We start from the raw sequence: 23,321 nt of genomic DNA, 5'->3' as shown, positions 1-23,321 counted from the left end.
CCCGGGTGTCAGGGAACGAAACAGCCTGTTTTTATCAGACCGGAATGGGGAAAAGTAAACCGATTACGGCTTTGAAGTGGAGGAGAAGAAAAGTTGACACTGCCGAAGGACGAGACATCACAGATTGAAATCAGCACAGAGTACGGCACACTCCGGCGGGTGATTCTTTGCCCGCCGCGCTATATGGCCATCGAAGAAGCGATCAACGAAGTGCAAAAACAGTATGAAGACGAAAACATCGACCGTGGACGGGCGATGGCACAATACCGTGAGTTCCGTGACACGCTCCGCGCTCACGGTGCGGAAGTCATTGAACTGGAGCCGTCTGAGGAATTCCCGGAGCAGGTATTTACCCGCGACATCGGGTTCGCTGTCGGTGACGAGCTGTTCATTTCCCGGATGGCAAGCGATATCAGACAGGGCGAGGAGGAAGCGCTTGAGAAGCTTCTCCGTGAGAAAGAGATCCGCTATCGGAAGCTGGATGGCGGAAGGATTGAAGGAGGCGACGTGCTCGTCGACCGCGGCACTGTGTATGTCGGAGTCAGCGAACGCACATCCCGCGATGCCATTCGGATGCTGTCGGAGGAGCTGCCGGCACACGAAATCGTTCCGATCGAGTTTGACGGGAAGTATCTGCATCTTGACTGCGTCTTCAACATTTTGTCGCCGGAAACGGCGCTCATCTTTCCGGAAGCCCTGAATAATGAGGCTGTGGAGAAGCTTTCGGAGAAATATGATCTGATTAAAGTGAACGCGGACGAGCAGTTCACGATGGGCACAAACGTGCTTTCAATCGGCGGACGCAAGCTATTCAGCCTGCCCGTCAATCCCGAAGTGAACCGTGCAATGCGCGAGCACGGGTACGAGGTCATCGAAATCGATTTCACAGAGATCATCAAATCCGGAGGCTCGTTCCGCTGCTGCTCGATGCCGGTTGAGCGGAGCTGAACATTTCCCGACTCATTTCCCGGGAAATATCGATATTTCCCGGGAAATCGACAATGCAGAAAGGGAGGAATCAATATGTTCGACTACACGAAGGACACAGTGAAAACAAGGGAAGAAGCGATAAAATCCCTCAAAGAAGAGCTTGCCGATGTAAAGTTCGGAGTCCTTTGGGAGCTCGACATGACAGATACGCTTCAGCAGAAAGGGCAAGATTTCGACAAGCCGATCACGATCCTGGAAGTGTGCAATCCGGGCGCGGCGGCTGAAGTGCTGAAACAAGACATGAGAATCGGCTACCTTCTCCCATGCAAAATTGCTGTCTACGAGGACAATGGGACGACCCGGATCGGCATGCCGAAGCCGACTGTGCTTCTCGGTCTCACCGGAAGGGAAGATATCCTTCAATTTGCCGGGGAGATCGAAGAGACCCTGAAAGGGGTCATTGACCGGGCGGCTGCAGCATAAATAACGATTGACGATGCCGCTCCGGAAACGGGGCGGCATTGATGATCTAAGGTTCTAAGGCTTAGATGAATGGCAACCGGAAGTTGCCCCCGGGTGCGCATAGAACGTTCTTTACCGCTTCTTAGCAGTTCACCGATACTGAGTACAAGGAAAGGAGATGGCTGACATGAACTTTAGTGAACGCCTGAAAAAGGAACGTGAAAAGAAAGGCTGGTCACAGGCAGAGCTTGCCGAAAAGATTCATGTCAGCCGACAGTCGGTTTCCAAATGGGAGACCGGAAAAAACTATCCGAGTATCGAGGTGATCATCGACCTGAGCGATTTGTTCGGGATCACCATTGATGAACTGTTGAGGAGTGAGATGATGAATTGAAACAGAAAGTGATTCAGGACAGCAGGCAGCTGGCGCATCCGAAATGGAAAGTGTTTTTTGACAGTCTGTTTATGCTTGGTGTGTTTCTGCTGATTGCCAAGCTGGTGATGGTCGGACTCAATTACTTTGCCGGTACGGGAATCATCATCCCGGACGGCTGGCCGAAAGTCTTGTCCAACTTCCTGCCGCTCGCGCTGATGCTCATCGACGGAATCGGCTCTGATCAGTTAAAGAATAAGTATGCTGAGTGAGGCGAGCTTAATGTTAGCTTGAATCAACCTTAATATAACCGCAAATTGCCACTCATGAGAACGGAGCGGCCGGCAAGCCTAAGAAGGTGAAGGGAGGTTATGACCCGTGCGCCACGCCATTTGGCTGCCGGCCTATTTGCTGCTGCTTTCCGTCCTTTTTGTAACGATCGTCCGGGCGGAAGATTCAGGAGAGGAAAGTGAGCAGTCCATTGCTGAAGAGCGGATGAGTCTTTATATGACGTACGAGACGCCTGCTGTCCCGTGGCATACGCTGGCGGCAATCGACAGGTATGAGCGGAATATCCAGCGTGTCCGGAATGATCTGGAGGAAGTCGAAGGCCCCATTGCATTCCGATTTGAAGAGGAATTTTGGTCAGGCGCCCCGAACCCGGAACACGGAGAAAGCGATCCCGCGGCCATCGAATTTTTCGAAGGCGGCGGCCTGGACGGCAATGGTGACGGAAAGGCCGACCCTGAAGACCCCGAGGACATTCTTTATACACTTGCAAATACGATCGGAAAAAATGGGGGAGACACGCAGGACCGGCGTCTCGCGCTATACGAATTCTTCGGCAGCGAAGAGGCCGTGCGGCAAATTATGACGATCGACGAACTGTTCCGCAGCTTCGGCACCATCGAACTCGACGCCCATGTGTTTCCTTTGCCTAAGACCCACCATTACACCTACAGGAGCACATGGGGAGCCAGGCGCGGCTGGGGCGGCCGCCGGATGCATGAAGGGACCGACCTGTTCGCCTCTTATGGTGTTCCGGTACGGTCCGTCACATACGGTGTGATCGAGATGAAAGGCTGGAACGAGTTCGGCGGCTGGCGGGTCGGGATTCGCGATGCTCACAACGTATATCATTATTATGCTCATCTCTCGGGCTTTGAAAAAGGAATCGAAGAAGGGCAAGTCGTCGAGCCGGGAACCGTTGTCGGCTATGTCGGCAGTTCCGGATACGGCAAGGAAGGGACTTCCGGAAAGTTCCCGCCCCATCTCCATTATGGGATGTACAAATTCGACGGCCGCTCCGAATGGGCGTTTGATCCGTATCCGTCGCTGAACCGGTGGGAGAAAGAAGAGAGAAAATAGCGAAAGGGCCTTCCCGGTGCGGGAGGCCCTTTTACTCTTTTGGCGGAAAGCGCAGTATGAACAGTGTGCCTGCGTCTTTTTCGCTTTCAACCCGGATTGTGCCGCCGTGCAGTTTCACAAGCTGCCGGACGATCGACAGTCCGAGGCCGAATTCCCCGAACGGGTTGGATGTCCTGGAGACGCCGGCGCGGTAAAACCGTTCCCAGATGCGCTCGACGTCTTCCGGTTCGATGCCCTCGCCAGTATCGGCAATCACAATGACTGCAGTTTCCCCGTCCATGTACCCACGGAGCGTGATTGTGCCGTCCCGGGTGAATTGGATACTGTTTTTCGTGATGTTGATCAGAATTTGGGTCAGACGATCATAATCGGCGAAGACGAGGGCGCTGCTGTCTGCTTCCAGCCGGATGGCCGTGCCCTTTTCATCCGCGAGCGGCTCCAGCTGCTCGGCGATCATGGAGAGGAAGTCGTCAAGCGGAATCTCCGTTTTCTCGAGCGAGATCTGTCCGGAGCGGATCTTCTCATAGTCCAGGTTTTCGTTGACGAGCCGGATGAGCCGGCGGGTTTCCTTGCCTGCCAGAGCGAGCGCCCGCTCCCGCTCTTTTTCCTGGATCATGCCGTCCCGGAGTCCGTCGAGCGTCCCCCGGATTGTCGTGAGCGGCGTACGCATCTCATGGGAGACGTCGGCAATAAACTGCCGGCGACGGTTCTCAAGCCGGTCGATTTCATCCATCGATTCCTCCAGCTGTTCCGCCATCCCGTTAAAGTCTTCGGACAGCTCGCCGATTTCATCCACTTTTGAGGCGGGGACGCGCACCGAGTAATCGCCGGAAGCGACGCGTGAAGCTGCATCCCGGAGCCGCTTGAGACGCTTGACGTGGAAGGCGGACAGTCCCCATCCGAGCAGAAGGGAGGCGGCAAGCGCCGCAAGCATCGCCCAGAGCAGGTAGCGGTTCAACTCGGAGATGATCTCCCGTGAACCGGAGATCGGGGAAGTAAGCAGCACACCTCCGGTAAACTGGCCGCCCCGGATATAGGGCAGTAGAGTGAAGGTGACGCCGACATCCGACCGCTCAAACTCCTGATTCACGATGATGGCCTGGCCGCTCCGGATCTTGTCCCATTCTTCCTGGCGCAGCTTGATGAGGGACGCAGGCCTTCCAGAAGAGTAAATCACCGCTGAGTCCGAGTCGAATAAACTGAACTGAATGTCCCGGCCTTCGAGCACTCGCCCATATTCACCGAGTGTCCGTCGGGTCTGCCCCGGTTCTTCCGACAGGTCGCCCATCAGGTTACGCCCGTAGGACACGAGCTCATCGGTCTTGTCTTCATAGATCAGCTGCTCGGCGAAGTGGGCGAACAGCAGTGTCAGGATAAGGAAGGCGATGAGGAGGACGCCGATATGGCTGGCGATCAGCTGGTAGAGATAACGGAACTTCATCCGTCCATCTCCTCAAACCGGTAGCCGACGCCCCAGACGGTATGGAAAAACTGCCGTCCGCCCGATTCCGTCTTGGAGCGGAGGCGCTTCACATGTACGTCTACCGTCCGGTCATCGCCGTAAAAACCGTATCCCCACACGCTTTCAATGAGCTGCTCGCGTGAGAAGACCTGTTTAGGGTGACGGGCAAAGTGGGCAAGCAGATCGAATTCCTTCGGTGTGAGGCCGGGAAGCGGCTCACCGTCAAGACGCACTTCCCGTGTTTTCTCGTTGATCAGGAAATACCGGGTGCGGATCAGGCCGTCCTCCTCCTGCTGCGGCAGTTTCCCATACCTGCGGGTCACGGCGCGGATCCGGGCCATAAGCGCCGCCGGGCTGAACGGCTTCGTCACATAATCATCAGCACCGGTTTCAAGCCCCGTCACCTGGTCTTCCTCGGCCGTCTTTGCCGTCAGCATGATGACCGGCACATCCAGTCCCGCCTCGCGCACCTGCCGGCAGATCGTTACGCCGTCCATCCCCGGAAGCATCCAGTCGATGATCAGGCAGTCGTACACGCCGGTCATCGCCTCCCGGTAGCCCTCGTCACCGTCGGTGATGAACGTCCCGTCGATGCCTTCCTGCGAGAAAAACATCCCGATCATCGACGCCACACTCTCGCTGTCTTCAATGACAAGAATCCTCACCGTCTCCGCCTCCTTTCGCATCAGATTTCACTCCTTTAAGTATAAACAATGCTCCGGTTCACCTGCAAAACGGGGGCGGCCGGAATCGAGTGTTACGGAACGGGCTGTGAGTGTTACGGAACGGACCGCGAGTGTTACGCTTCCCGCCAATGTCCCGATACTCCCTCTGAATGTCTCGATAATCATCGTCCACTCCCCATAAAAAAAACCCGCCGGACGCAATCCGGCGGGCACATCCTCATCATGAAGGGGAAGAGGCTTTATTTGACCCGAGCGTGACCGGGATCTCGGTCTTCTTGCCGTCTTGGTAGACGGTGAACACCGCCTGGTCGCCGACCTCCAACTCGGAGTAGAGATAGCGGCGGAGTGCCTGGCCGTCTGCAATCGCTTCACCGTCGATGGCGGTGATCACGTCGCCTTCCTTGATGCCGGCCTTCCCGGCAGCGCCTTCCGGATCGACCCCGGCGATGTAGACGCCCTCGGAGATGTCGTTTGGCAGGCCATCCAGGTAACCGCGCGGAATCTGTGCGACATCATACATCGAGATGCCGGCATAAGGACGCTCGACATGGCCCGACTCCAGCATTTCTTCGACGAGCGGTACGACATCATCCGATGGGATGGCGAATCCAAGTCCCTCGACGCCGGAGCCGCCAATTTTCAGGCTATTGATGCCGATCACTTCGCCGTTCATGTTGACGAGCGCGCCGCCGGAGTTGCCCTGGTTGATGGCTGCGTCAGTTTGGATGACATTCATCTCCCATTCGCCGGCCGATGTGTCGACGCTGATCGAGCGGTCGGTCGCGCTTACAATCCCTTCCGTCACCGAGCGGGACAGTTCAAGACCAAGCGGGTTGCCGATCGCGACAACCGAATCTCCGGCCCTGAGCGCGTCCGAGTCGCCGAACGGAAGCGGTTCGGCGTCCACCAGGTTTGCGTCGACGCGGACGACGGCGAGGTCGCTCAGCGCATCGGCACCGACCAGCTCCGCCTCTGCACGCTCACCGTCGGACAGCGAGATTTCAAGTTTCGTCGCCCCTTCGACGACGTGGTTATTCGTCACAATATAAGCGGACTCATCGTCTTTCTTGATGACGACGCCGGAGCCGGTGCCGGCAGGGATATCCTGGCCGCTGCCTGAACCGCCGCCGAACGGATTTCGCTGCTGTTGCTGCTGAAAGTTCACGACACCGACGATTGATCCGGATACCTGCTCGACCATGTCGGCGAGCGACCCGTCCGTCGACACCTTCGTCACTTCACCCGTCGACTGCTGCTGAGACTCGGACTGCAGGCCGCTTTCTGCAGGCTGGTTGGTTTCAGCAGGGTCTCCGTTCAGGAGCGGGACGGCGATGGCAAGCGTCAGGACCGAGCCCGCGACCCCGCCTCCGATTGCCTGCAGCCAGCCCGCGCCGCCGCGTTTTTTCCTGTCGCGCTCGCCGCGGATGGCCGCTTCATTTTCCTCCGCGGCTCCGGGCATATCGGAGCGGTACGCCTCTTCCCGCGTCTCTCCGGCAATGAGTTCCTCCGGCAGATGCTCGGGAACCCCGTCCTCGCCGTGCTGCCATTCCTGTTCACGAATATCCGGCTCAGCCGGTCCGATGGGGTTTTCATTGATGGAATCATGCCGATTATCGCCGGGTTCCCGGCTGTTTTGGTCATTTGTCATCCGTATTTCCTCCTTGTTTCTGTTAACTCCACTTTAAGGGGCAAGTATGAACAAACTATTAACAACGCTCAAATTCGATTTCTTCGCGTTCCTCCCGCATCTGTCGGGTATAATATAACCACCATCAAGGAACGGAAGGATGTTGCATATGGAAATCACGGGCCACACGGTTGAACTGCTGAACGACCCGACAGGAATTATCGAAGGGGACCGCTACGAGTTCTTCCTGGATCTCGACATTGACGAAGAGGACGAGCTGTACATTGAAAGCGGCGCGAAACTCCGTGTTCTTTTTGCTTCAAAGGACGGCCGCGAATGGATCGCGAACTACGACTTCATCGAAGCCGCCACCGGCACGCCGATGGGCTTTGCGTTGGAAGAAGATGAAGAACAGGAAGTCCTCGATTACTGCCGTACCCATAAGGACGCATGACCCCACGGACCGGATGCACCGGTCCGTTTTTTCATGGCTGAGCTTCAGCACATATTCTTCCCTTCAGCCCAAAAGACAAACAACCGTAAGTTTTGGTGCAATCCTCTTTCTAAAGGGACGGAATTTTCGTATAATGATAACAAGAAAGGTTGTCTGTCTCCAAGTCTCTCTGGCACAGTACAGGTAAGGAGGGATATACATGGTAAGGCATCCGAACGGCAAGCCGAACCTGACCGACTTCCAGCACGGTGATGACCACGCGGTCCTCAACATGATCGATGAGGGCGGTCCGGTCCATTCCGCCCGCGAGGAACAGGACACGGAGTTCCAGCGGGAGAACGGCTTCGGTGAAGAGGAACTCAGGAATATCACGTATCAGTAAACAAGCGGACAGCGCCCCCTGCATCATGCGGGAGGGCGCTGTTCATTGCTTGTGGCATCAGTTATTGCAGATCATCAGCACATTGCCGTCCGGATCCCGGAAGTTAAAATAGGCGAAATCACCGATACGCTCAATCTCTCTTGCGACCGGAATGTCATTTTCCTGAATGAACCGGTAAGCCTCGTCGATATCCTTGGCATAAAAGTTGAACAGCACGTGATCTGATGGCTGAAGGCGAAAGCTGGGATCAAACGTGTGATCATCCAGTGTCAAGCCGGCCTGCGAAGTAACGGGAATGTTGTAAACAGGCGACTTCACATCTCGTTCATCAAACGGCAGGCCGAGCAATCGGCTGTACCACGCTGCGGACTTCTTCAGATCACTGACATGAATAAACACATTGTTTACCTTGCCGGCAATCGGCGAAACAGTAGAATTCATCATCATCCACCTTTCAGTAAGGGCTAATCTTAGCCTTCTATAAGGCGAGAAGAATTCCTCTAAACTCATCAAAAAAGCACCGCCTGGGCGGTGCTGATCATCAGTCCTCGTTTTGCTCCTGCTGCTCAGAAGGCTCTTCTGTCGGATCCGGCTCATCTTCATCGACTCCGTTCCCGCAACCGAACAGAAGTCCAGCTGACAACAGGACAGACATAAAACCGAATAGCTTTTTGTTCAACCTAATCCCTCCTTTCTTAGGGATGGGATTAGGTTGGGTGAGATTTAGGGGTTTTATTCCTTAAGCCTTTAGAGTAAGGGAGATCAAGGTATGATAGGCTGTAAATAAAGTGGGAATTGGGGTGGGAGCATGAAAAAGAACATTCGTGTAGTAGGAGCTGTGATTTGGAAAGACGGGAAAATTCTTTGTGCTCAACGAGGTGCCACGAAGCCCCTTGCTTATAAATGGGAGTTTCCAGGTGGGAAGATTGAGCAGGGGGAATCGCTGGAAGAGGCATTGATTCGTGAAATTCAAGAAGAGATGAACTGTGACATAGACGTTGGAGAACAAGTTGAACATACCGTTCATGAATACGAATTTGGCATCGTTCATTTGACAACGTTCCATTGTGAGTTAGTAAACGGCAATTTAAAGTTAACCGAACATATCGATGTAAAATGGCTCGAACCTAAAAATTTACATACTCTCGACTGGGCACCGGCTGATATACCAGCAATCCAAAAACTCCAGTCCTTACATTCTCTCCAATGAAAAGGAGCGAAACAATATGAAGCAAGGTATATATGAGCAACTAATTAACGAGAAGATCCGTACAGACTTAGACGCACTTTCGCTGGAGCTATATGCCGTTGATACAGAAGAACTTGATGAGGAAGAGTCAAAGACCTACCTATCCGCTTATATAGGTGCTGTAACGAAAAAAGCCCTCACACGGGTTCGAGAGAACAAAGCCGATGGCAAACTTCTCACGCAAATTAAAGTCTGTAACCAAATCATCCAGACCTTGAGTGAACAGCTTCGTGAAGAAGAATTTCTACAACTGCAACTCGATGAACATGGAGAGATTCTGACTTCCATCTATAAAAAGTTGAATTCTGTATATGCACTGAAAAACGAAAAGCCAGTTCGTCCGGTTACATCTATTTCCCAAAGTTCCTTATTTACCGGTTCTCAAGCTGAACCGAACATGCTTGAAGAACTTCGGAAGGAAATCCTTTCTGCTGATGAAATCGACTGGCTTGTCTCGTTCGTGAAGTGGTCTGGCACTCGGATCGTACTTGATGAACTTCGTCAGTTTACTACAAGAGGTGGAAAGCTTAGAGTGATCACCACTTCTTATATGGAGGCTACGGATTACAAGGCACTTGAGGAGCTCAGTAAACTCCCAAATACCGAAATACGAGTGTCTCTCGACAAAGAACGAACCCGGCTACATGCTAAAGCTTATTTATTCAAGCGAGAAACCGGCTTTAGTACGGCATATATCGGGTCCTCCAATTTATCTAATCCTGCTCTTACGTCGGGCCTAGAGTGGAACCTGAAAGTCACAGAGCAGGATTCTTTCGATATTATTCGTAAATTTAAGGCGACATTTGAAAGCTATTGGAACGATGAAGAGTTCCAATCGTTGAGCGAAGACCGCTCCTGGCTTCTACTTAGTTCAAGTCTCACAAAAGATCGAGTGGCAGAGGAACAGGCAGCTTATCATTTAGATATAAGCCCGTATTACTATCAACAGGAAATACTAGATGAACTACAAGCTGAACGTGAAGTGCATGGTCGATACCGCAATTTGGTCGTTGCTGCGACGGGAGTAGGGAAAACAGTTATTTCTGCGTTCGACTTTAAACGGATCTTAAAAGCCAATCCGAACGCTAGGCTGCTTTTCGTTGCTCACCGTGAGGAAATCTTAACTCAAAGTTTAGCAACCTTCCGGGCGATTCTAAAAGACGCTAACTTTGGGGAATTGTTTGTTGGCCAGCACGTTCCATCATCGATGGACCATTTATTTATGAGCATCCAAAGTTGGAACAGTAAGCAGATGGCGTCAAGAACGTCTCCTGATTTCTATGACATGATTATTGTCGATGAATTCCACCATGCTGCTGCAGCTGCTTATCAAAGATTGTTAAACCATTACGAGTCCAAAGTGCTGCTTGGTTTAACGGCAACCCCGGAGAGAATGGACCAACAAAGCATTTTGACTTACTTTGACGACTACATCGCATCGGAAATGCGGTTGACCGAAGCAATCAACCGAAAGCTACTTTCCCCATTTCACTACTTTTGCGTAACAGACGTCGTTGACCTGTCATCAATGAGATGGTCGAGGAGAGGTTACGATACAGATCAGCTCACTAATTTGTATACGTCCAATGACCGTAGGAGCGATTTGATTATCCAAGCGATTCACCGCTATGTGACTTCGATTGACAGCGTAAAAGGACTTGGTTTTTGTGTGTCTGTTGAGCATGCCGTTTACATGGCGAAATACTTTAACAAAAAAGGGATACCGTCTATTGCACTTCACGGAAAATCTCCAGATGAAGAACGTGAAACCGCAAAACAGAAGTTGGAATCAGGTGTGATTCGAATGATCTTTGTTGTTGACCTTTACAACGAAGGCGTGGATATCCCTGCAGTTAATACGATCCTGTTTTTGCGTCCAACAGAAAGTTTGACGGTCTTTCTTCAACAGCTCGGCCGAGGGTTGCGGTTATACGAGGATAAGGAATGTCTAACTGTATTGGACTTTATCGGACAAGCGCATAAAGATTACCCGTTCGAAGAAAAATTTAGGGCGCTGGTTGGACCGACTAAGCATTCCATTCGTCATTACGTGGAAAATGGATTCTCATATTTGCCGAAGGGCTCTGTGATTCAGATGGAGAAACAAGCTAAGGAATATGTCTTGCGAAATGTGAAAGCCAGCAAAACTTCGAAGAAACAACTCGTTGACAAGCTTCGTTACTTTGAGCAAGACACCGGCCAACCGCTGACATTACGAAATTTCTTGAAGTATGAACAGCTTTCACTTCAAGAGTTTTACGGAACACAGCGCAATCGAACATTCGAGGAGCTAAAAGCTGAGGCGGGTCTACGAGAACAGGTTGATAACCCATATGTGCAAGTGATGAAAAAGCAAATTCACAAGCTATTTCACATTGACTCACAAGACTTTATTCAATTTATCACTCGATATGTGAATGGAACAGAGACTCTGTCAAAGCAGGATCAGCTAATGGTTGGCATGTTTTACTACTCTTTTTATCGCAAACAGCCTAACGAGATCGATTTTGAATCAATGGATGAGGCGCTGCGAGACCTACTTGGATACGAGGATAATAAAAATGAGATTTTAGCTGTTTTAGAAGTCTGTTATGAAAATATTCATCACGTCGATCATCCGTCACCGTTTACCTATCCATCTCCGTTGCGAGTACACGGCCGCTATACGACTGATCAGATCATGGCAGCGTTTGACTATTATAATGACCAGCAGGCACCCGCGTTCCGTGAGGGAGTCAAACACTTTGAGCCGGTAAAGACGGATGTGTTCTTTATTACGCTTAACAAATCTGACAAGGAGTTCTCGGAGTCTACAATGTATGAAGACTACGCAATTAGCGATCGACTATTTCATTGGCAATCACAAAGCCGTACAGCTGATACGAGCCCAACAGCACAGCGCTATATTCATCACCAGAAAAGTGGACAGCAGATTGCCCTGTTTGTAAGAGAATACAAAATGGAAGACGGATTTACGTCGCCATTTACATTCTTGGGAACGGCAAACTATGTGAGCCATGAAGGAAGCCAACCAGTGAGCTTTGTTTGGGAGCTTGATACACCAATGCCGGCTCACCTAGTTCCAAAGGCGAATAAAAGTATCGTGTAAGTAGGAGGAACATCCATTGACCAAACCAAAACTCTCCCTAATGGAGGCCTATATGGTCGAATCGCTCCGCAGCAAAGGGGTGTCAAACGAAGAAATCATCACTCTTGTCGAGCAGGAAGACACTGAAGGGCTAAAAGAGATCGAACCACGGTTTGATTACAGTGTGCTGGTGAAGGCTGCACAAAAGGATCTGGCGTCATTTCGGTCGGCTCTCTCTGACGGCTATGAAGTGAAGTTCGTAACGTTCAACGGATTAAAGAACCTGCTGCGGATGCGTTTCGGTAAAGAAGAGGATCGGGACTATTCAGTAATGGAGACGGGAATCCAGGGTCTCCGGCTCACTTCGTCTGAACTGGAGCAGTTTAAAGATATGCTGTCCTCAAACTGGCGGGTGACCAGTGACGGTTCCAGAACGATTAAGGTGGAACTGAACATGCCGGCTGAGGTCACGCCGTCCACAGGTGAATAACATGCCAATCCATCGTGAAGATATCCCCAAGGGGATAACTGAAAAACTTCCCGGTACCATCCACAATGTGGACAGTCTGCCGGAGGGCGGGACGTCGGAAGTGGCCCTGTTGACAACTGATAGGGGGAAGTTTGTGCTAATGCGCTCAAAGCAGCCGCCGTATGATGAATGGCTCAGGCGTGAAGCCCGGGTGTTAAAACAGCTAGCGGGAACCGGTTTGCCAGTTCCTCAGCTGATTGCTTTCCTGGAAGAGCCGGCCTGCAGTTGGGCTTTGATGTCGTTCATTGAGGGAGAGACGGTACGGAGTGCGTTAAAGCGGACAACCGACCCCATGGAGCGGCGTCGGGTCATCAAGACATTTGCAGAGGCGCTAAGGGCGATTCATCAGACGCCTGTGCCGGCCGTGCTTAAGCAGGACCGTCCTTGGATTGACCGTATGCTGGAAGAGGCGGAGGACAATCTTCATCGCTATGAAACGGACGGCTCACCTGAACTGATGGAGCGATTAAAGAGGACGCGTCCTGTAATTACGGAAGAGTGTCTGATCCACGGTGACTGCACGGTCGACAACGTCATGGTGAATGACGGCCAGCTGACCGGTATCATCGACTGGAGCGGAGGCGCATCGGGGGACCCGGATTACGACATCGCGCTGGCCGTCCGACCGAAGCCGGGTATCTTCAGTTGGCCGGGAGACCGAGATCTCTTTTTCGAAATTTACGGAAAAAGCATTTCACCTGAAACGTACCAGTATTATGCAGAAGGGCTATACGAATTCTACTAATGGGGGAAGAGTATGGGGATCACGTTTTGGCTGAAGCTGTTCGGCAGCGCGATGGTCGTTGTCGGCATCATCGCCGGGATTGGAACAGCTGATGCAGGTGCGGGGCCTGAGGGCGGGCTGATGAATCTAATGGTCGCCTTGAGTGTGCTCGTGATTATCGTCTCGATTGGTATTCTGATGCACGGCATTGCTGCGGTACTGGAGCGTTTGGACGAAAAGGGGGCTTCGCATGAACATCCGGCAGGCGACACAGAATGATGCCCGGGTGACCGGGGAGTTGCCCCTGCTTTTTTGGCCGGACCATACGGCAGAAGAACTTGAAGGGGAGTTTTCGGCACTGATCGGGGACCCGGAAGCGGCTGTTTTTCTCGCGTTTGACGAAGAGGAACCGGTCGGATTCTCGCAAGTCCAGCTCCGGCATGATTATGTCGAGGGCACATCGACCAGCCCGATCGGCTATCTGGAAGGGCTGTTTGTTAAAGAGGCCTACAGACAGGAAGGTTTCGCCCGTGAGCTCGTAGTGCGGGCGGAACGGTGGGCGCAAGATCAGGGGTGCAGCGAGTTCGCGAGCGACTGTGAGCTGGATAATGAAATCAGCCTGCAAGTCCATCTCGCCCTCGGCTTTACCGAGGCCAATCGGATCATTTGTTTTACGAAGCCGATCGGAGAAGCCTGATGAAGTAAGTTTTCTATGCATGGCAATGGAGAGGGCACTCCAATATTAATTGCGAAGAAGTGCATATACAGCGGACCTAGCTGGAGGAATGACGAATTTCGGCTTCCTCCTTTTTACTTTTGGAAGAAAATCGCCCGGAAAACGGGTATACTTGGTTAAGTGTTCAAAGCAATTATTTGAGGTGATTCGGTGTATAAATTATTGTCCCACAACGACCTGGACGGCATCGGCTGCGGCATCGTGGCGAAGCTGGCGTTCGGGGACGATGTGAACGTGCGATACAATTCCGTCCAGATGCTGGACCGTGAAGTGGAGCGGTTCCTGGGTGAAGGAAATACCGGCACGGAACTGATCATCACCGACTTGTCGGTGGATGAGGAAAACGAAACCCGGATCGAGGAATTCATCAAAAAAGGCGGCAAAGTGACGCTAATTGATCATCACAAAACGGCGCTCCATCTGAACGAGTATGAATGGGGCAATGTCACAGTCGAGCAGGAAGACGGCAAGCTGACGTCGGCCACGTCGCTCCTTTATGCCTGGCTGATCGACAAGGGCTTTTTGGAGCCCACGCGCGCCGCGGACGAGTTCGTTGAGCTTGTCCGGCAGTACGATACATGGGAATGGGAGAAAAACGGCAACGACAAGGCCCGCCGCCTGAATGCGCTGTTCTTCATGGTATCGTTTGACGAGTTCGAGTCGAAGATGCTCGAGCGTCTGCAGGCTGACGCCCCGTTCCAGTTCGATCCGTTCGAGAAGCAGCTGCTCGACATGGAAGACGACAAGATGTCGCGCTATATCCGTAAGAAACGCCGCGAAATGGTGCAGCTCGAGCATGACGGCCTATTCGCAGGTGTCGTGCATGCCGAGTCGTATCACTCGGAGCTCGGCAACGAACTCGGCAAGGAAAATCCGCATCTCGACTACATCGTCATCCTGAACATGGGCGGCCGAAAAGTCTCGTTCCGGACCGTGCATGACGATGTCGATGTGTCGGAAGTGGCCGGCACGTTCGGAGGCGGCGGACATGCCAAGGCGAGCGGTGCCTCGATGTCGAAAGAAGCGTTTGCTTCCTACGTGGAAGCTGCATTCCAGAAAGAGCCGCTCCGCGAAGATGCGCGCCATACCCGCTACAACCTGAAAGAATCGCCGTTCGGCACGATCTACCGCGCACCGGAAGGCGACCTTTACTTCGTCCATCCGAAAGAAGACGGCCGCTGGGGAGTCGAACGCAACGGCCGCATTCAGGAAGAGACGTATGCATCATTCTCCGACGCTGAGAAGGCCCTGAAGCGCGAGAGGAACGTCTGGCTGCTGAATGACGACCAGTTCGTCAAGTTCCTGATGAACCGGCTTGAGAAGGCGGAGAAGGGCGAATAAGATAGCACGGAAGGCGACAGGTACCCCAAAAAGGACCCGTCGCCTTTTTTGCCGAATACGCATTGAAAAAGGAGGGACCTTGATGCGGGAACTGGTAGGCACATGCGAATCATGCGGCAAGGACGTCTTTTGCCTGGACGGTTTTCTGAACGGTGTGTCGGAAGCGGGACGGCTCGAATGTTTTCAATGTGCGGACGTGGAAGAGGGGTCCGTTCATCCACAGGATCAGGGAAATTCTGAATAAGTCTGTGGACAGGAACGAAATTGAAGAGTTATCAACAAGTGGATAATGCAGAACGTATAGAAACCCGCCGGTAGTGGCGGGTTTTGTGCATAACTATTGGTGGTTTGGGTTGAGGATACCGTATAGCAGAAGGTCCTCGTACCGGCCTTCTTTATAGAAATGCTCTTTCTGCGTGCCTTCATAAGTCATCCCGCATTTTTCCATGACCTTTCCCGAAGCGGGGTTGGACGCGAAGAACCTGGCATAGACCCGGTGAATGTCTTTTTCACGGAAGGCAAAGTCCAGCACGGCTTTGACGGCTTCTGTAGCGTAACCTCGCCCCCAGTACTCTTCACCGATCCAGTAGCCGATTTCGCCGTGCTTATGCGCCTGCTGGTGGGAAAGCCCGACTGCGCCGTAAATGTGGCCGGTCACTCTGTCCGTGATTGCAAACTCATACAGCTGTCCGCCGGCAAAGCTTTCTTCATGTGTGGCGATCCACTCCAGCGCGCTCTCCAGCGGGTAGGGGTGCGGCAGGTTCAGCGTGCTTTTGTACATGTTGTAGTTGTCGCAAAGGCGGCTGACCTCCGGCGCATCGGCTGCGGTAAAGCGGCGGAGCAACAGGCGCTCCGTCGTGATTTGTGGACGTGTGGCAGACTGAATCATCGGATTCCTTCCTTTCCGTGCAGGCAGTTGATTGATACTTATTGGACGTCATCTGCGATTATTCCTGCCGGTACCGCCCGGATATCGGAAAAAGGTGATCAGGGCTCACATCGCCAATAGTATGTTAGGGGGGATCCGGTTGAAAAAGCTCAGAAAGTCATCGAAAGACCGCGCAATTGTTGGGGTATGCGGGGGAATAGCGGAATTCTTCGGGATTTCATCGTTTGTCGTCAGGCTGATTTTTCTCATGACGATCTCGGTCTCCCTTTGGGTGTATCTCGTGCTGTCATGGGCATTGGAAGATTCCTATCTGCTCAGGCAGAAATAAAAAACCCGCCGGTTTGGCGGGTTTTTCTTATGCGAACGGGTCGTCAAAGTCGTCAAGTGCCCCCCAGGCGGGAGCGGGCTCCTTTGGCGGTTCCGGTTCGGGTTCCGGTTCCACTATTGGCATTGCCTTGCGCACAGGCGCCGGCGGGGCGGCCTCCGGGATGAAAAGATCCCGGTCTTCCGCGCCGGCGAGTTCGAAGTTGATTTTTCTCGGCATGACTTCAGCGACATCGACGAAGCCCGTCTTCCGGTACAGCTGCTGGGCAGCGTACAGGAAAAAGTTCGAAAGGTCGGACTGGGTGTTGATCCAGTCGATGAACTCCGGCGTGAGATCGCGGCTCAGGTAAATATTGATCCGTTCCCCCTGCTGATAGGTTTTACTTCGATTCCGCGCCACTTGCGACCACACCTAATTCCTTTTCTTTCTGCTGCTCATAGCGAGGCGAGCAGGTGTAGACGAGGAGGCCGCGCGCATTGACGAACATCGGGTCCTGCAGGAACGTGACGTTGGTCGTGCGCTCCTTCGCGTTGAGGATCTGCTGGAGGTAGTCTTTCAGGATGGCCGCTCCGCCGCCGTAGATGAAGACGTACGGGTCATCCTTCAGGTCGTCGATCTTGTTGATGATCGGACGGCTGATGCGCTGTGCAAGCTGCATAATGCCGGTCTGGGACTCTGCCTTGAGCTCGTTGTGGCGCGGGTGCTCGGGATCAAAGTAGATTTCGTTGAATTCTGCCATGGAATCGATCGACTTGACCGGGTGGTTGCGGTTCCAGCGCTTAAGGATCTCGCTGATCGCCGATTTCACGCCGAAGTTCAGGCCTTCCGACAGTTTCGGGTTGAATCTGACACCTTCTGTCACGACAATCTCCGTCGTGCCGGAACCGATATCAAAGTGGAGAAGCGTCTTGTCGCTGAAGTCGACCTTGAGGATCTTATCGCCTACTTCGACTTTCCGTTCGGACAGCTTTCCTCCCTCATCGAATACGACGCCCCAAGCGGCTGCTGCCCCTTCAGGAAGGCACTTGCAGTATTCGATCTTGATCGTCACGGTCACGTTGCGTCCGGACGGGTGGTGGAAGATCACTTCATGTGTCCCCATGTAGCGGGCAGCATTGTTTTTTGCCGCTTCTTGCGTGATCATGCCGACAGGCAGCGCCACGGACAGATCATAAGTGACAGTAATCTTGTTTTTCTTGTACTCGCGGCGCATCGCATCGATCGCAAGGCCTGCAAGTGTTACAAGAACAGGAATCTCGTCAGCGGACTTGTCCGAACGTTTCTCGAGCTCGATGCCCGGAAGGTTGTCGTTCAGCACTTTCTCACCGATCACATACCGCTGCCCGTTAAAGGAAAGCGCCTTGGAATTGATCGTGACATCGATGTTCTCAAGAAGAGCGTCTTTCGGGATATCTTCCATATCCATCAGTTCTGTCGTCTCGCCCATATACATTGAGTAGACGGTCGGAATCAGAATTGGTTCATGATCTTTCACCCATAATTTCAGTGCATTATTCCCGGCATCGGCACCGGCTTTGAGTACTGCCATTTCCAATCACTCCCTATATGTTTCTAGGAATGATTATACCGCGTCCTCCTCATGATAGAAATAGAGAATATGTAGGATATGCGCACAAAATTCCTACAGAAATCGCCGAAAACCGCCTTTTAGGAGGATAATATATTTCTACTGTGCGCACAATGTATGTATGAAATTGTGAGTATTACGTGAGTACTTTGTGCGCACAATAGAAACATAATGTGTGAGAGTTAATAAAAGTAAATTATGGTACTTGAGCGAATGAAAAACATCTTGTAATACTTCCCCTGCCTCTTATTTTCGACATTAATTACATAAGTATTTTCAATAGCAAATTTTGTCGGTGCCGGGCCGTTTTTTTTCTTCCCTTCCTCACTCTTTCACTACATATATTTGGGCTGCCCTTTTCCCGTCTTTCTGATTTACGTTGAATCCGGCAATCTGTTTCTCCTTCATTCTGTGTAAAAATTAGGGTCACGAACAAATCCACAGAGTCGGCGGAAACTCTGTGGATAAAATACATACAATCGCAATATACATAAATTCTATTTCTAATGTGTGGATAATATGTGTATAAACGATTTTAGGAGAGAAAGTTATGCACATCCGGTCTACTTCAGCATTTCCTTTAATTTCTCCAACACTTCACCAAATGGCTGATTTTCTCTGGCTTTCTCCATCAGTCTGAATGGATCGCCTTTTGAGCGCAGCCGCTCGGTAACCGTGCGGATCGTGAACATTTCAGGGCGAAGGTCCTCAGTCAGTTCGTGCCATTCCAAAGGAGTAGCGACAGGTGCATGGCCAGAGCCGCGTGTGGAGTAAGGGGCGATGATGGTCTTTCCCCTGGCGTGCTGGACGTAATCGACATATAGCCGGCCACCACGTTTCTTCTTCATCCGCTCCGTTGTGAAATGCTCCGGTGCCTGCTCACAAAGGTAATCTGCGGCAAAGGAAGTGAATTGCCGGGTGTCTTCATAGCTGAAAGTTTCGGGAGGGATCGGCAGATATAACTGCATTCCCTTTCCGCCGGAAGTTTTTACAAACGATGTCAGGCCGAATCCGTCGAATACTTTTTTGAGCCTCAGCGCAGCATCCACGGCAAGCCGGAATTTCGTGGCGTCCGGCGGATCCAGATCAAAGACAATTTCATCCGGATACAGAGTCTCTTCTCCCTCCCTTAACCGGCCGAAAGGAACGTGCAGCTCGAGTGCGGCCTGGTTGCCGAGCCAGAGTAGTGTCTCCAAACTGTCGCATAACAGAAGTTCTCCTTCTTCCCCGGCAGCAGTTTGGACAAATGAAGGTAAGGAATCCGGGGCATGCTTCTGATAAAACCGTTCGGCATCATCCGTGCCGTGAGGGTACCGGATGACGGTGAGGGGACGGTTTTCAAGCCAAGGCAGCAGGTGGGGCGCCACATTCTGCAGGTATAGCAGGTAGCTGTCCTTGTCGATTCCGGCTTCAGGAAAAAGTGGCTTGTCCGGATTGGTTACGGTGACCCCGGGCGGAATCGGCTCAAGCGCACGGCGGTAGCGTTGCACGGTGACCGTCTCCGGGTCTTCATCCAAGAGAAACTGTGAAAACCGGGGCTCCCGCAATTTGCCGCCCGACTCGCCGATTGTCAGCACTTCGGCAACGACGGCCGGGGCGAGCGTATAGATACCGGTCGGTCCTTCTGTTCCGTTTGCTTTAAATAATGCAATGAGTGTTTTCGACTCTTCTTCGGAGAATCCGTGACGCAACGTTACAACTTCTCGCCAGTTCCCCTCGTCAAGGATGCGGCCGGAAAAGTTGCTGTTTTCCGCTTCGAAAGCCGTAAGGACAACCGGAACGGTTCGCCAGTTTTTTATTTTGACCCAGTCGGTGGATCGGATGCCTTCCTGCCAGCGGCTGCCGCTCCGCTTGGCGACGAGTCCTTCGCCGTTTCCTGCGATCAGCCGGTTCATGAGCGTCTCCGGATTGGCATGGGCTGCCACTCCCTGAACCGATGAGGGGGCGAGGTAGTGTATGTCCAATGGAAAGTCGAGCGCCCGCAGCAGCTCGCCAAGCGCTTGTTTCCGCTTTTCGACAGTCATGGCCCGAAGGTCTTCACCGCCCTTCTCAAGCAAGTCGAAAGCGGCAAATCGGCAAGGAAACATGCGGCTCTGTTCCTCGATCGCTGATTGTGTGCGGAGCCTGGAACGGCGTGCTACGACGGGAAAATCACTTCTAACGTCGTTTATAAGAAAGACGAGCTCGCCGTCTAAAAGGAGGGGCAAGTAAGGGCGCGCCGCGTCACTCGCCTCCGTGATTGCCGCGATGATTTCAGGAAACCGGTCCGCCAGGTCATTTCCGTTCCGGCTAAGCAGGCGGATTCCTTCCTTCCGCCAGTCCAGAAGGCAACGGAAACCGTCGTATTTAACTTCATACAGCCAGCCGGAGCCCTCCGGCAGCGTTTCCGCAGGTGTGAGCTTCATCGGTTTCATGGTTTGCCTCCTTGGCATGGCGGTACTTTTCGCGAGATGATTGAGTGCCCACCCACAGTAGCCCGCTCTATTCCATTCCAGTGTGCGCCTTGAAGAAAACTTCATACATAGCACGGGCCGGACAGGACATGCTAGGGGAAAAAGCAGGTGATGGAATGCATACGGTTTGGAAGGGCAGCATCAGCTTTGGTCTCGTCAATATCCCGGTGAAGCTTCACGCGGCGACGGAGGATCGTGACGTCAAGCTCCGGCAGCTGCACAAGGAGTGCAATGCGCCGATTTCGTATAAAAAGGTATGTACGTCGTGCAATGCGGAAGTGAAGCCGGAGGATATCGTGAAGGCCTATGAGTACACCAAAGGCAAGTTCGTCGTGCTCGATGAGGAGGACCTGAAAGCACTCAAGAAAGAAAACGAGGACAAGGCGGTCGAGATCGTCGACTTCGTGAAGCTGGAGGAGATTGACCCGATCTACTTTGAACGTACGTATTTCCTTGCGCCGGATAAGGGCGGGGCAAAGGCATATGCGCTCCTCAGGGCGGCGCTCGGAGATTCGGACAAGATCGGTATCGCGAAAATCATTATCCGGCAAAAGGAGCAGCTCGCAGCAGTGCGGGTCTACAAAAATGCGCTCATGCTGGAGACGATCCATTACCCCGACGAGGTCCGGAAAGTCGAAGATGTGCCGAATGTGCCGGAGGCCGAGAACGTGGTGAAAAAGGAGCTGGATGTCGCGCTTATGCTGATCAATCAGCTGACGACGCCGTTTGAACCGGAAAAGTATAAGGACGATTATCGTGAAGCGCTCATGGAGCTGATCGAGGCGAAAAAAGCAGGCAAGGACACCGTCACTGCGACCGAACCTGCCGCACCTGCCGCGACCAATGCGACCGATCTTATGGCTGCGCTTCAGGCATCCCTCGAGAAATCCACGAAGAAAAAGCCGGCTCCGAAAAAACGGGCAGCAACAAAGAAAAAACAGGCATGATAAAGACCCGGGCGGGTTGCCCGGGTCTTTGTGCATTCGGAGCGAATCTATTACATAACCAATTATTTGAATAAAACTTGTATAAAAAACATATTGAATCTTCCGTCCTTCTTTATTAATATAGAACACATGCTTTACTGTGTTAAAGGGGGAAAGTAAGATGGCGAATGCCACTCAAACGAAAAAGCGGGGGATTTTCAACCGGTTCCTCGACTTTATCGAGAAATACGGAAACAAGTTGCCGGACCCGATCATGCTGTTTGTCTATATCACTGCCGCCATTCTGGTCGCTTCCGCGATTTTCGGCTTTATGGGCACAACCGCAACGCATCCGGGAACCGGCGAGAAAATCACGGTCGTCAACCTTCTGAATGCGGGCGGTCTTGTCCGGATCCTGACGGAAATGGTCACAAACTTCACGAGCTTCCCGCCGCTTGGCCTTGTACTCGTCGTTATGCTGGGTGTGGGACTTGCAGAGTCGACAGGATTGATCACTGCCCTCTTGAAGGCATCGATCCTGAAGGCGCCGCAGAAAATCATCCTGCCGGTCATCGTAATTGTTTCCATTTGCGGTAACGCGGCGGCTGATGCTGCGATGGTCGTCCTGCCTCCAATTGTCGCGATGATCTTTATCGCGCTCGGACGCCACCCGATTGCGGGTATGGCAGCTGCCTACGCATCGTGTGCGGGCGGGTTTGCGGCAAACCTGATTTTGTCGTTGTCCGACCCGCTGGTTTACGGCTTCACGGAACCTGCAGCCCATATGATCGACCCGAACTATGTCGGTAACCCGATGATCAACTACTACTTCCTCGTCGTGTCCGCACTTGTCCTCGTCCCAGTGGCGACGTTTGTCACCAACCGGATCGTCGAGCCTCGCCTCGGCAAATATGAAGGGGCTGCCGAAGGCGTCGGGGAGCAAGTCACGGCGGAAGAAAAGAAGGGCCTCCTCTGGGCAGGCGTTTCGCTTCTCATCACCGGAGCGATCATCGCATTGCTGGCACTTCCGGAAAATGCCATTCTGCGGAATCCGGAAGATGGCGGGCTGATCGTGTCGCCGTTCATGGATTCACTGATTCCGATCATGATGATCCTCTTCCTCGTTCCGGCTTTGGCCTACGGAAAAGCCTCCGGCACACTGAAGGACTCCAAGGATCTTGGAGACCAGCTCAGCAAAGCCATGGGCGGCATGGGTACATACATCGTCATCGCCTTTATCGCCGGGCAGATGATCGCATACTTCAACTGGAGCAACCTTGGCCCGGTCATCGCGATCAAAGGCGCGGCCGCACTCGATTCAATCGGTCTTACCGGCCTGCCGCTCTTTATCGGCTTTATGATTGTAGCGACACTGATCAACTTGCTGGTTGCCAGCCAGTCCGCAAAATGGGCGATTCTGGCACCTGTGTTCATTCCGATGTTCATGCTGCTCGGTTATGATCCGGCAGTTACCCAGGTCGCCTATAGGATCGGGGACTCCATCACGAACCCGATCACACCGATGCTCGCCTATTTTGCAATCGTCCTTACGTTCGCGAAAAAGTACGATCCGAAAATGGGGATCGGGACATTCATGTCCTCCCTTCTCCCGTACACGATCGCATTCGCCATCATGTGGACCATCCTTTTCAGCGTGTGGTACCTGCTCGGCCTTCCGCTTGGACCTGGCGGCGGGATCTATCTCGACAAATAAAAATAGGAACCGCCC

General features: G+C 52.7%; 25 protein-coding genes and 1 pseudogene. 17 read left to right on the top strand and 9 right to left on the bottom strand.

Going from position 1 to position 23,321, the window contains the following annotated elements:
* The first annotated feature begins 93 nt into the window (after positions 1 to 93).
* The 4 genes and pseudogenes from BMX91_RS10195 (at position 94) to BMX91_RS10180 (ending at position 3,133) form a co-directional block, all read left to right on the top strand.
* Positions 94 to 948, top strand: a complete 855-nt coding sequence (locus BMX91_RS10195) for a dimethylarginine dimethylaminohydrolase family protein (protein WP_092053357.1) — start codon at positions 94 to 96, stop codon at positions 946 to 948.
* Between the two features lie 75 nt (positions 949 to 1,023).
* Positions 1,024 to 1,413, top strand: a complete 390-nt coding sequence (locus BMX91_RS10190) for a DUF302 domain-containing protein (RefSeq protein ID WP_092053353.1) — start codon at positions 1,024 to 1,026, stop codon at positions 1,411 to 1,413.
* 166 nt (positions 1,414 to 1,579) lie between these two features.
* Positions 1,580 to 2,037 (top strand): annotated as a pseudogene (locus BMX91_RS10185) (helix-turn-helix domain-containing protein).
* A 106-nt stretch (positions 2,038 to 2,143) separates the two neighbouring features.
* A complete protein-coding gene (locus BMX91_RS10180; RefSeq protein ID WP_092053350.1) occupies positions 2,144 to 3,133 on the top strand; it encodes a M23 family metallopeptidase in 990 nt (329 codons plus the stop codon).
* A gap of 31 nt (positions 3,134 to 3,164) precedes the next feature.
* Here BMX91_RS10180 and BMX91_RS10175 read toward each other — a convergent pair whose 3' ends face one another.
* The 3 genes from BMX91_RS10175 to BMX91_RS10165 all read right to left on the bottom strand — a co-directional run bounded on the left by BMX91_RS10175 (position 3,165) and on the right by BMX91_RS10165 (position 6,929).
* Positions 3,165 to 4,574: a sensor histidine kinase gene (locus BMX91_RS10175; protein ID WP_092053347.1), complete on the bottom strand. Its 1,410-nt coding sequence runs from the start codon at positions 4,572 to 4,574 to the stop codon at positions 3,165 to 3,167.
* Complete coding sequence (locus BMX91_RS10170; RefSeq protein ID WP_092053344.1) at positions 4,571 to 5,281, bottom strand: response regulator transcription factor; 711 nt, start codon at positions 5,279 to 5,281, stop codon at positions 4,571 to 4,573. The genes BMX91_RS10175 and BMX91_RS10170 overlap by 4 nt, the downstream gene beginning before the upstream one ends.
* A 220-nt stretch (positions 5,282 to 5,501) precedes the next feature.
* Positions 5,502 to 6,929, bottom strand: coding sequence for a trypsin-like peptidase domain-containing protein (locus BMX91_RS10165; RefSeq protein ID WP_092053341.1), 1,428 nt, complete (start codon positions 6,927 to 6,929; stop codon positions 5,502 to 5,504).
* A gap of 148 nt (positions 6,930 to 7,077) precedes the next feature.
* Here BMX91_RS10165 and BMX91_RS10160 point away from each other — a divergent pair, with 148 nt between their 5' ends.
* Positions 7,078 to 7,362, top strand: coding sequence for a DUF6509 family protein (locus BMX91_RS10160; RefSeq protein ID WP_092053338.1), 285 nt, complete (start codon positions 7,078 to 7,080; stop codon positions 7,360 to 7,362).
* Positions 7,363 to 7,561: 199 nt separating this feature from the next.
* A complete protein-coding gene (locus BMX91_RS10155) occupies positions 7,562 to 7,744 on the top strand; it encodes a hypothetical protein (RefSeq protein ID WP_092053335.1) in 183 nt (60 codons plus the stop codon).
* A gap of 57 nt (positions 7,745 to 7,801) precedes the next feature.
* Here BMX91_RS10155 and BMX91_RS10150 read toward each other — a convergent pair whose 3' ends face one another.
* Complete coding sequence (locus BMX91_RS10150) at positions 7,802 to 8,185, bottom strand: VOC family protein (RefSeq protein ID WP_092053974.1); 384 nt, start codon at positions 8,183 to 8,185, stop codon at positions 7,802 to 7,804.
* Positions 8,186 to 8,285: 100 nt separating this feature from the next.
* Positions 8,286 to 8,423 (bottom strand): hypothetical protein, encoded by a 138-nt coding sequence (locus tag BMX91_RS15765; RefSeq protein ID WP_177168329.1) that lies wholly within the window; start codon positions 8,421 to 8,423, stop codon positions 8,286 to 8,288.
* Positions 8,424 to 8,552: 129 nt separating this feature from the next.
* On the opposite strand from BMX91_RS15765, the gene BMX91_RS10145 reads away from it, so the two are divergent.
* The 8 genes from BMX91_RS10145 (at position 8,553) to BMX91_RS15760 (ending at position 15,655) form a co-directional block, all read left to right on the top strand.
* On the top strand, positions 8,553 to 8,954 hold the full coding sequence (locus BMX91_RS10145; RefSeq protein WP_092053332.1) for a (deoxy)nucleoside triphosphate pyrophosphohydrolase: 402 nt from the start codon (positions 8,553 to 8,555) through the stop codon (positions 8,952 to 8,954).
* Between the two features lie 16 nt (positions 8,955 to 8,970).
* Positions 8,971 to 12,102: a DEAD/DEAH box helicase gene (locus tag BMX91_RS10140; RefSeq protein WP_092053329.1), complete on the top strand. Its 3,132-nt coding sequence runs from the start codon at positions 8,971 to 8,973 to the stop codon at positions 12,100 to 12,102.
* 16 nt (positions 12,103 to 12,118) lie between these two features.
* Positions 12,119 to 12,571 carry a hypothetical protein gene (locus tag BMX91_RS10135; protein ID WP_143059372.1) on the top strand — a complete coding sequence of 151 codons (453 nt, stop codon included), beginning with the start codon at positions 12,119 to 12,121 and terminating at the stop codon, positions 12,569 to 12,571.
* Position 12,572: 1 nt separating this feature from the next.
* The gene (locus BMX91_RS10130; protein WP_092053323.1) at positions 12,573 to 13,355 is read left to right on the top strand and encodes a phosphotransferase family protein; all 783 of its coding nucleotides are present in this window, start codon (positions 12,573 to 12,575) and stop codon (positions 13,353 to 13,355) included.
* Between the two features lie 12 nt (positions 13,356 to 13,367).
* Complete coding sequence (locus tag BMX91_RS10125) at positions 13,368 to 13,613, top strand: hypothetical protein (protein WP_092053320.1); 246 nt, start codon at positions 13,368 to 13,370, stop codon at positions 13,611 to 13,613.
* A complete protein-coding gene (aac(6'), locus tag BMX91_RS10120) occupies positions 13,585 to 14,031 on the top strand; it encodes an aminoglycoside 6'-N-acetyltransferase (RefSeq protein ID WP_092053317.1) in 447 nt (148 codons plus the stop codon). Before BMX91_RS10125 ends, aac(6') begins: the two co-directional genes overlap by 29 nt.
* Before the next feature lie 189 nt (positions 14,032 to 14,220).
* Positions 14,221 to 15,411: a DHH family phosphoesterase gene (locus tag BMX91_RS10115; protein ID WP_092053314.1), complete on the top strand. Its 1,191-nt coding sequence runs from the start codon at positions 14,221 to 14,223 to the stop codon at positions 15,409 to 15,411.
* Between the two features lie 82 nt (positions 15,412 to 15,493).
* The gene (locus BMX91_RS15760; protein WP_177168346.1) at positions 15,494 to 15,655 is read left to right on the top strand and encodes a hypothetical protein; all 162 of its coding nucleotides are present in this window, start codon (positions 15,494 to 15,496) and stop codon (positions 15,653 to 15,655) included.
* 93 nt (positions 15,656 to 15,748) lie between these two features.
* Here BMX91_RS15760 and BMX91_RS10110 read toward each other — a convergent pair whose 3' ends face one another.
* The gene (locus BMX91_RS10110; protein WP_092053311.1) at positions 15,749 to 16,300 is read right to left on the bottom strand and encodes a GNAT family N-acetyltransferase; all 552 of its coding nucleotides are present in this window, start codon (positions 16,298 to 16,300) and stop codon (positions 15,749 to 15,751) included.
* Between the two features lie 139 nt (positions 16,301 to 16,439).
* On the opposite strand from BMX91_RS10110, the gene BMX91_RS10105 reads away from it, so the two are divergent.
* Positions 16,440 to 16,628: a PspC domain-containing protein gene (locus tag BMX91_RS10105; protein ID WP_245744386.1), complete on the top strand. Its 189-nt coding sequence runs from the start codon at positions 16,440 to 16,442 to the stop codon at positions 16,626 to 16,628.
* A 27-nt stretch (positions 16,629 to 16,655) separates the two neighbouring features.
* Here BMX91_RS10105 and BMX91_RS10100 read toward each other — a convergent pair whose 3' ends face one another.
* From BMX91_RS10100 to BMX91_RS10090, 3 genes are all read right to left on the bottom strand, one after another.
* Positions 16,656 to 17,024 (bottom strand): hypothetical protein, encoded by a 369-nt coding sequence (locus BMX91_RS10100; protein WP_092053305.1) that lies wholly within the window; start codon positions 17,022 to 17,024, stop codon positions 16,656 to 16,658.
* A complete protein-coding gene (locus tag BMX91_RS10095; protein ID WP_143059371.1) occupies positions 17,005 to 18,174 on the bottom strand; it encodes a ParM/StbA family protein in 1,170 nt (389 codons plus the stop codon). The genes BMX91_RS10100 and BMX91_RS10095 overlap by 20 nt, the downstream gene beginning before the upstream one ends.
* 602 nt (positions 18,175 to 18,776) lie before the next feature.
* Positions 18,777 to 20,627: a DNA ligase D gene (locus BMX91_RS10090; RefSeq protein WP_177168345.1), complete on the bottom strand. Its 1,851-nt coding sequence runs from the start codon at positions 20,625 to 20,627 to the stop codon at positions 18,777 to 18,779.
* Between the two features lie 155 nt (positions 20,628 to 20,782).
* On the opposite strand from BMX91_RS10090, the gene ku reads away from it, so the two are divergent.
* Both ku and BMX91_RS10080 read left to right on the top strand, forming a co-directional pair.
* Positions 20,783 to 21,613: a non-homologous end joining protein Ku gene (gene ku / locus BMX91_RS10085; RefSeq protein WP_092053296.1), complete on the top strand. Its 831-nt coding sequence runs from the start codon at positions 20,783 to 20,785 to the stop codon at positions 21,611 to 21,613.
* A 160-nt stretch (positions 21,614 to 21,773) separates the two neighbouring features.
* Positions 21,774 to 23,306 carry an AbgT family transporter gene (locus BMX91_RS10080; protein ID WP_092053293.1) on the top strand — a complete coding sequence of 511 codons (1,533 nt, stop codon included), beginning with the start codon at positions 21,774 to 21,776 and terminating at the stop codon, positions 23,304 to 23,306.
* Positions 23,307 to 23,321 lie beyond the last annotated feature (15 nt).

This window comes from Bhargavaea ginsengi (assembly GCF_900109165.1).
GTDB lineage: Bacteria > Bacillota > Bacilli > Bacillales_A > Planococcaceae > Bhargavaea > Bhargavaea ginsengi.
Note: the sequence above shows the minus strand (reverse complement) of the source record. Positions and strands in the feature narration are given on the sequence as shown.

What these genes read in the sequence shown, in the direction of transcription:
- BMX91_RS10190 (WP_092053353.1), top strand. Translation starts at nt 1,024, where the DNA reads ATGTTCGACTACACGAAGGACACAGTGAAAACAAGGGAAGAAGCGATA.
- BMX91_RS10175 (WP_092053347.1), bottom strand. Translation starts at nt 4,574, where the DNA reads ATGAAGTTCCGTTATCTCTACCAGCTGATCGCCAGCCATATCGGCGTC.
- BMX91_RS10170 (WP_092053344.1), bottom strand. Translation starts at nt 5,281, where the DNA reads ATGCGAAAGGAGGCGGAGACGGTGAGGATTCTTGTCATTGAAGACAGC.
- BMX91_RS10165 (WP_092053341.1), bottom strand. Translation starts at nt 6,929, where the DNA reads ATGACAAATGACCAAAACAGCCGGGAACCCGGCGATAATCGGCATGAT.
- BMX91_RS10160 (WP_092053338.1), top strand. Translation starts at nt 7,078, where the DNA reads ATGGAAATCACGGGCCACACGGTTGAACTGCTGAACGACCCGACAGGA.
- BMX91_RS10155 (WP_092053335.1), top strand. Translation starts at nt 7,562, where the DNA reads ATGGTAAGGCATCCGAACGGCAAGCCGAACCTGACCGACTTCCAGCAC.
- BMX91_RS10150 (WP_092053974.1), bottom strand. Translation starts at nt 8,185, where the DNA reads ATGAATTCTACTGTTTCGCCGATTGCCGGCAAGGTAAACAATGTGTTT.
- BMX91_RS10145 (WP_092053332.1), top strand. Translation starts at nt 8,553, where the DNA reads ATGAAAAAGAACATTCGTGTAGTAGGAGCTGTGATTTGGAAAGACGGG.
- BMX91_RS10140 (WP_092053329.1), top strand. Translation starts at nt 8,971, where the DNA reads ATGAAGCAAGGTATATATGAGCAACTAATTAACGAGAAGATCCGTACA.
- BMX91_RS10130 (WP_092053323.1), top strand. Translation starts at nt 12,573, where the DNA reads ATGCCAATCCATCGTGAAGATATCCCCAAGGGGATAACTGAAAAACTT.
- BMX91_RS10125 (WP_092053320.1), top strand. Translation starts at nt 13,368, where the DNA reads ATGGGGATCACGTTTTGGCTGAAGCTGTTCGGCAGCGCGATGGTCGTT.
- BMX91_RS15760 (WP_177168346.1), top strand. Translation starts at nt 15,494, where the DNA reads ATGCGGGAACTGGTAGGCACATGCGAATCATGCGGCAAGGACGTCTTT.
- BMX91_RS10110 (WP_092053311.1), bottom strand. Translation starts at nt 16,300, where the DNA reads ATGATTCAGTCTGCCACACGTCCACAAATCACGACGGAGCGCCTGTTG.
- BMX91_RS10095 (WP_143059371.1), bottom strand. Translation starts at nt 18,174, where the DNA reads ATGGCAGTACTCAAAGCCGGTGCCGATGCCGGGAATAATGCACTGAAA.
- BMX91_RS10090 (WP_177168345.1), bottom strand. Translation starts at nt 20,627, where the DNA reads ATGAAACCGATGAAGCTCACACCTGCGGAAACGCTGCCGGAGGGCTCC.
- ku (WP_092053296.1), top strand. Translation starts at nt 20,783, where the DNA reads ATGCATACGGTTTGGAAGGGCAGCATCAGCTTTGGTCTCGTCAATATC.
- BMX91_RS10080 (WP_092053293.1), top strand. Translation starts at nt 21,774, where the DNA reads ATGGCGAATGCCACTCAAACGAAAAAGCGGGGGATTTTCAACCGGTTC.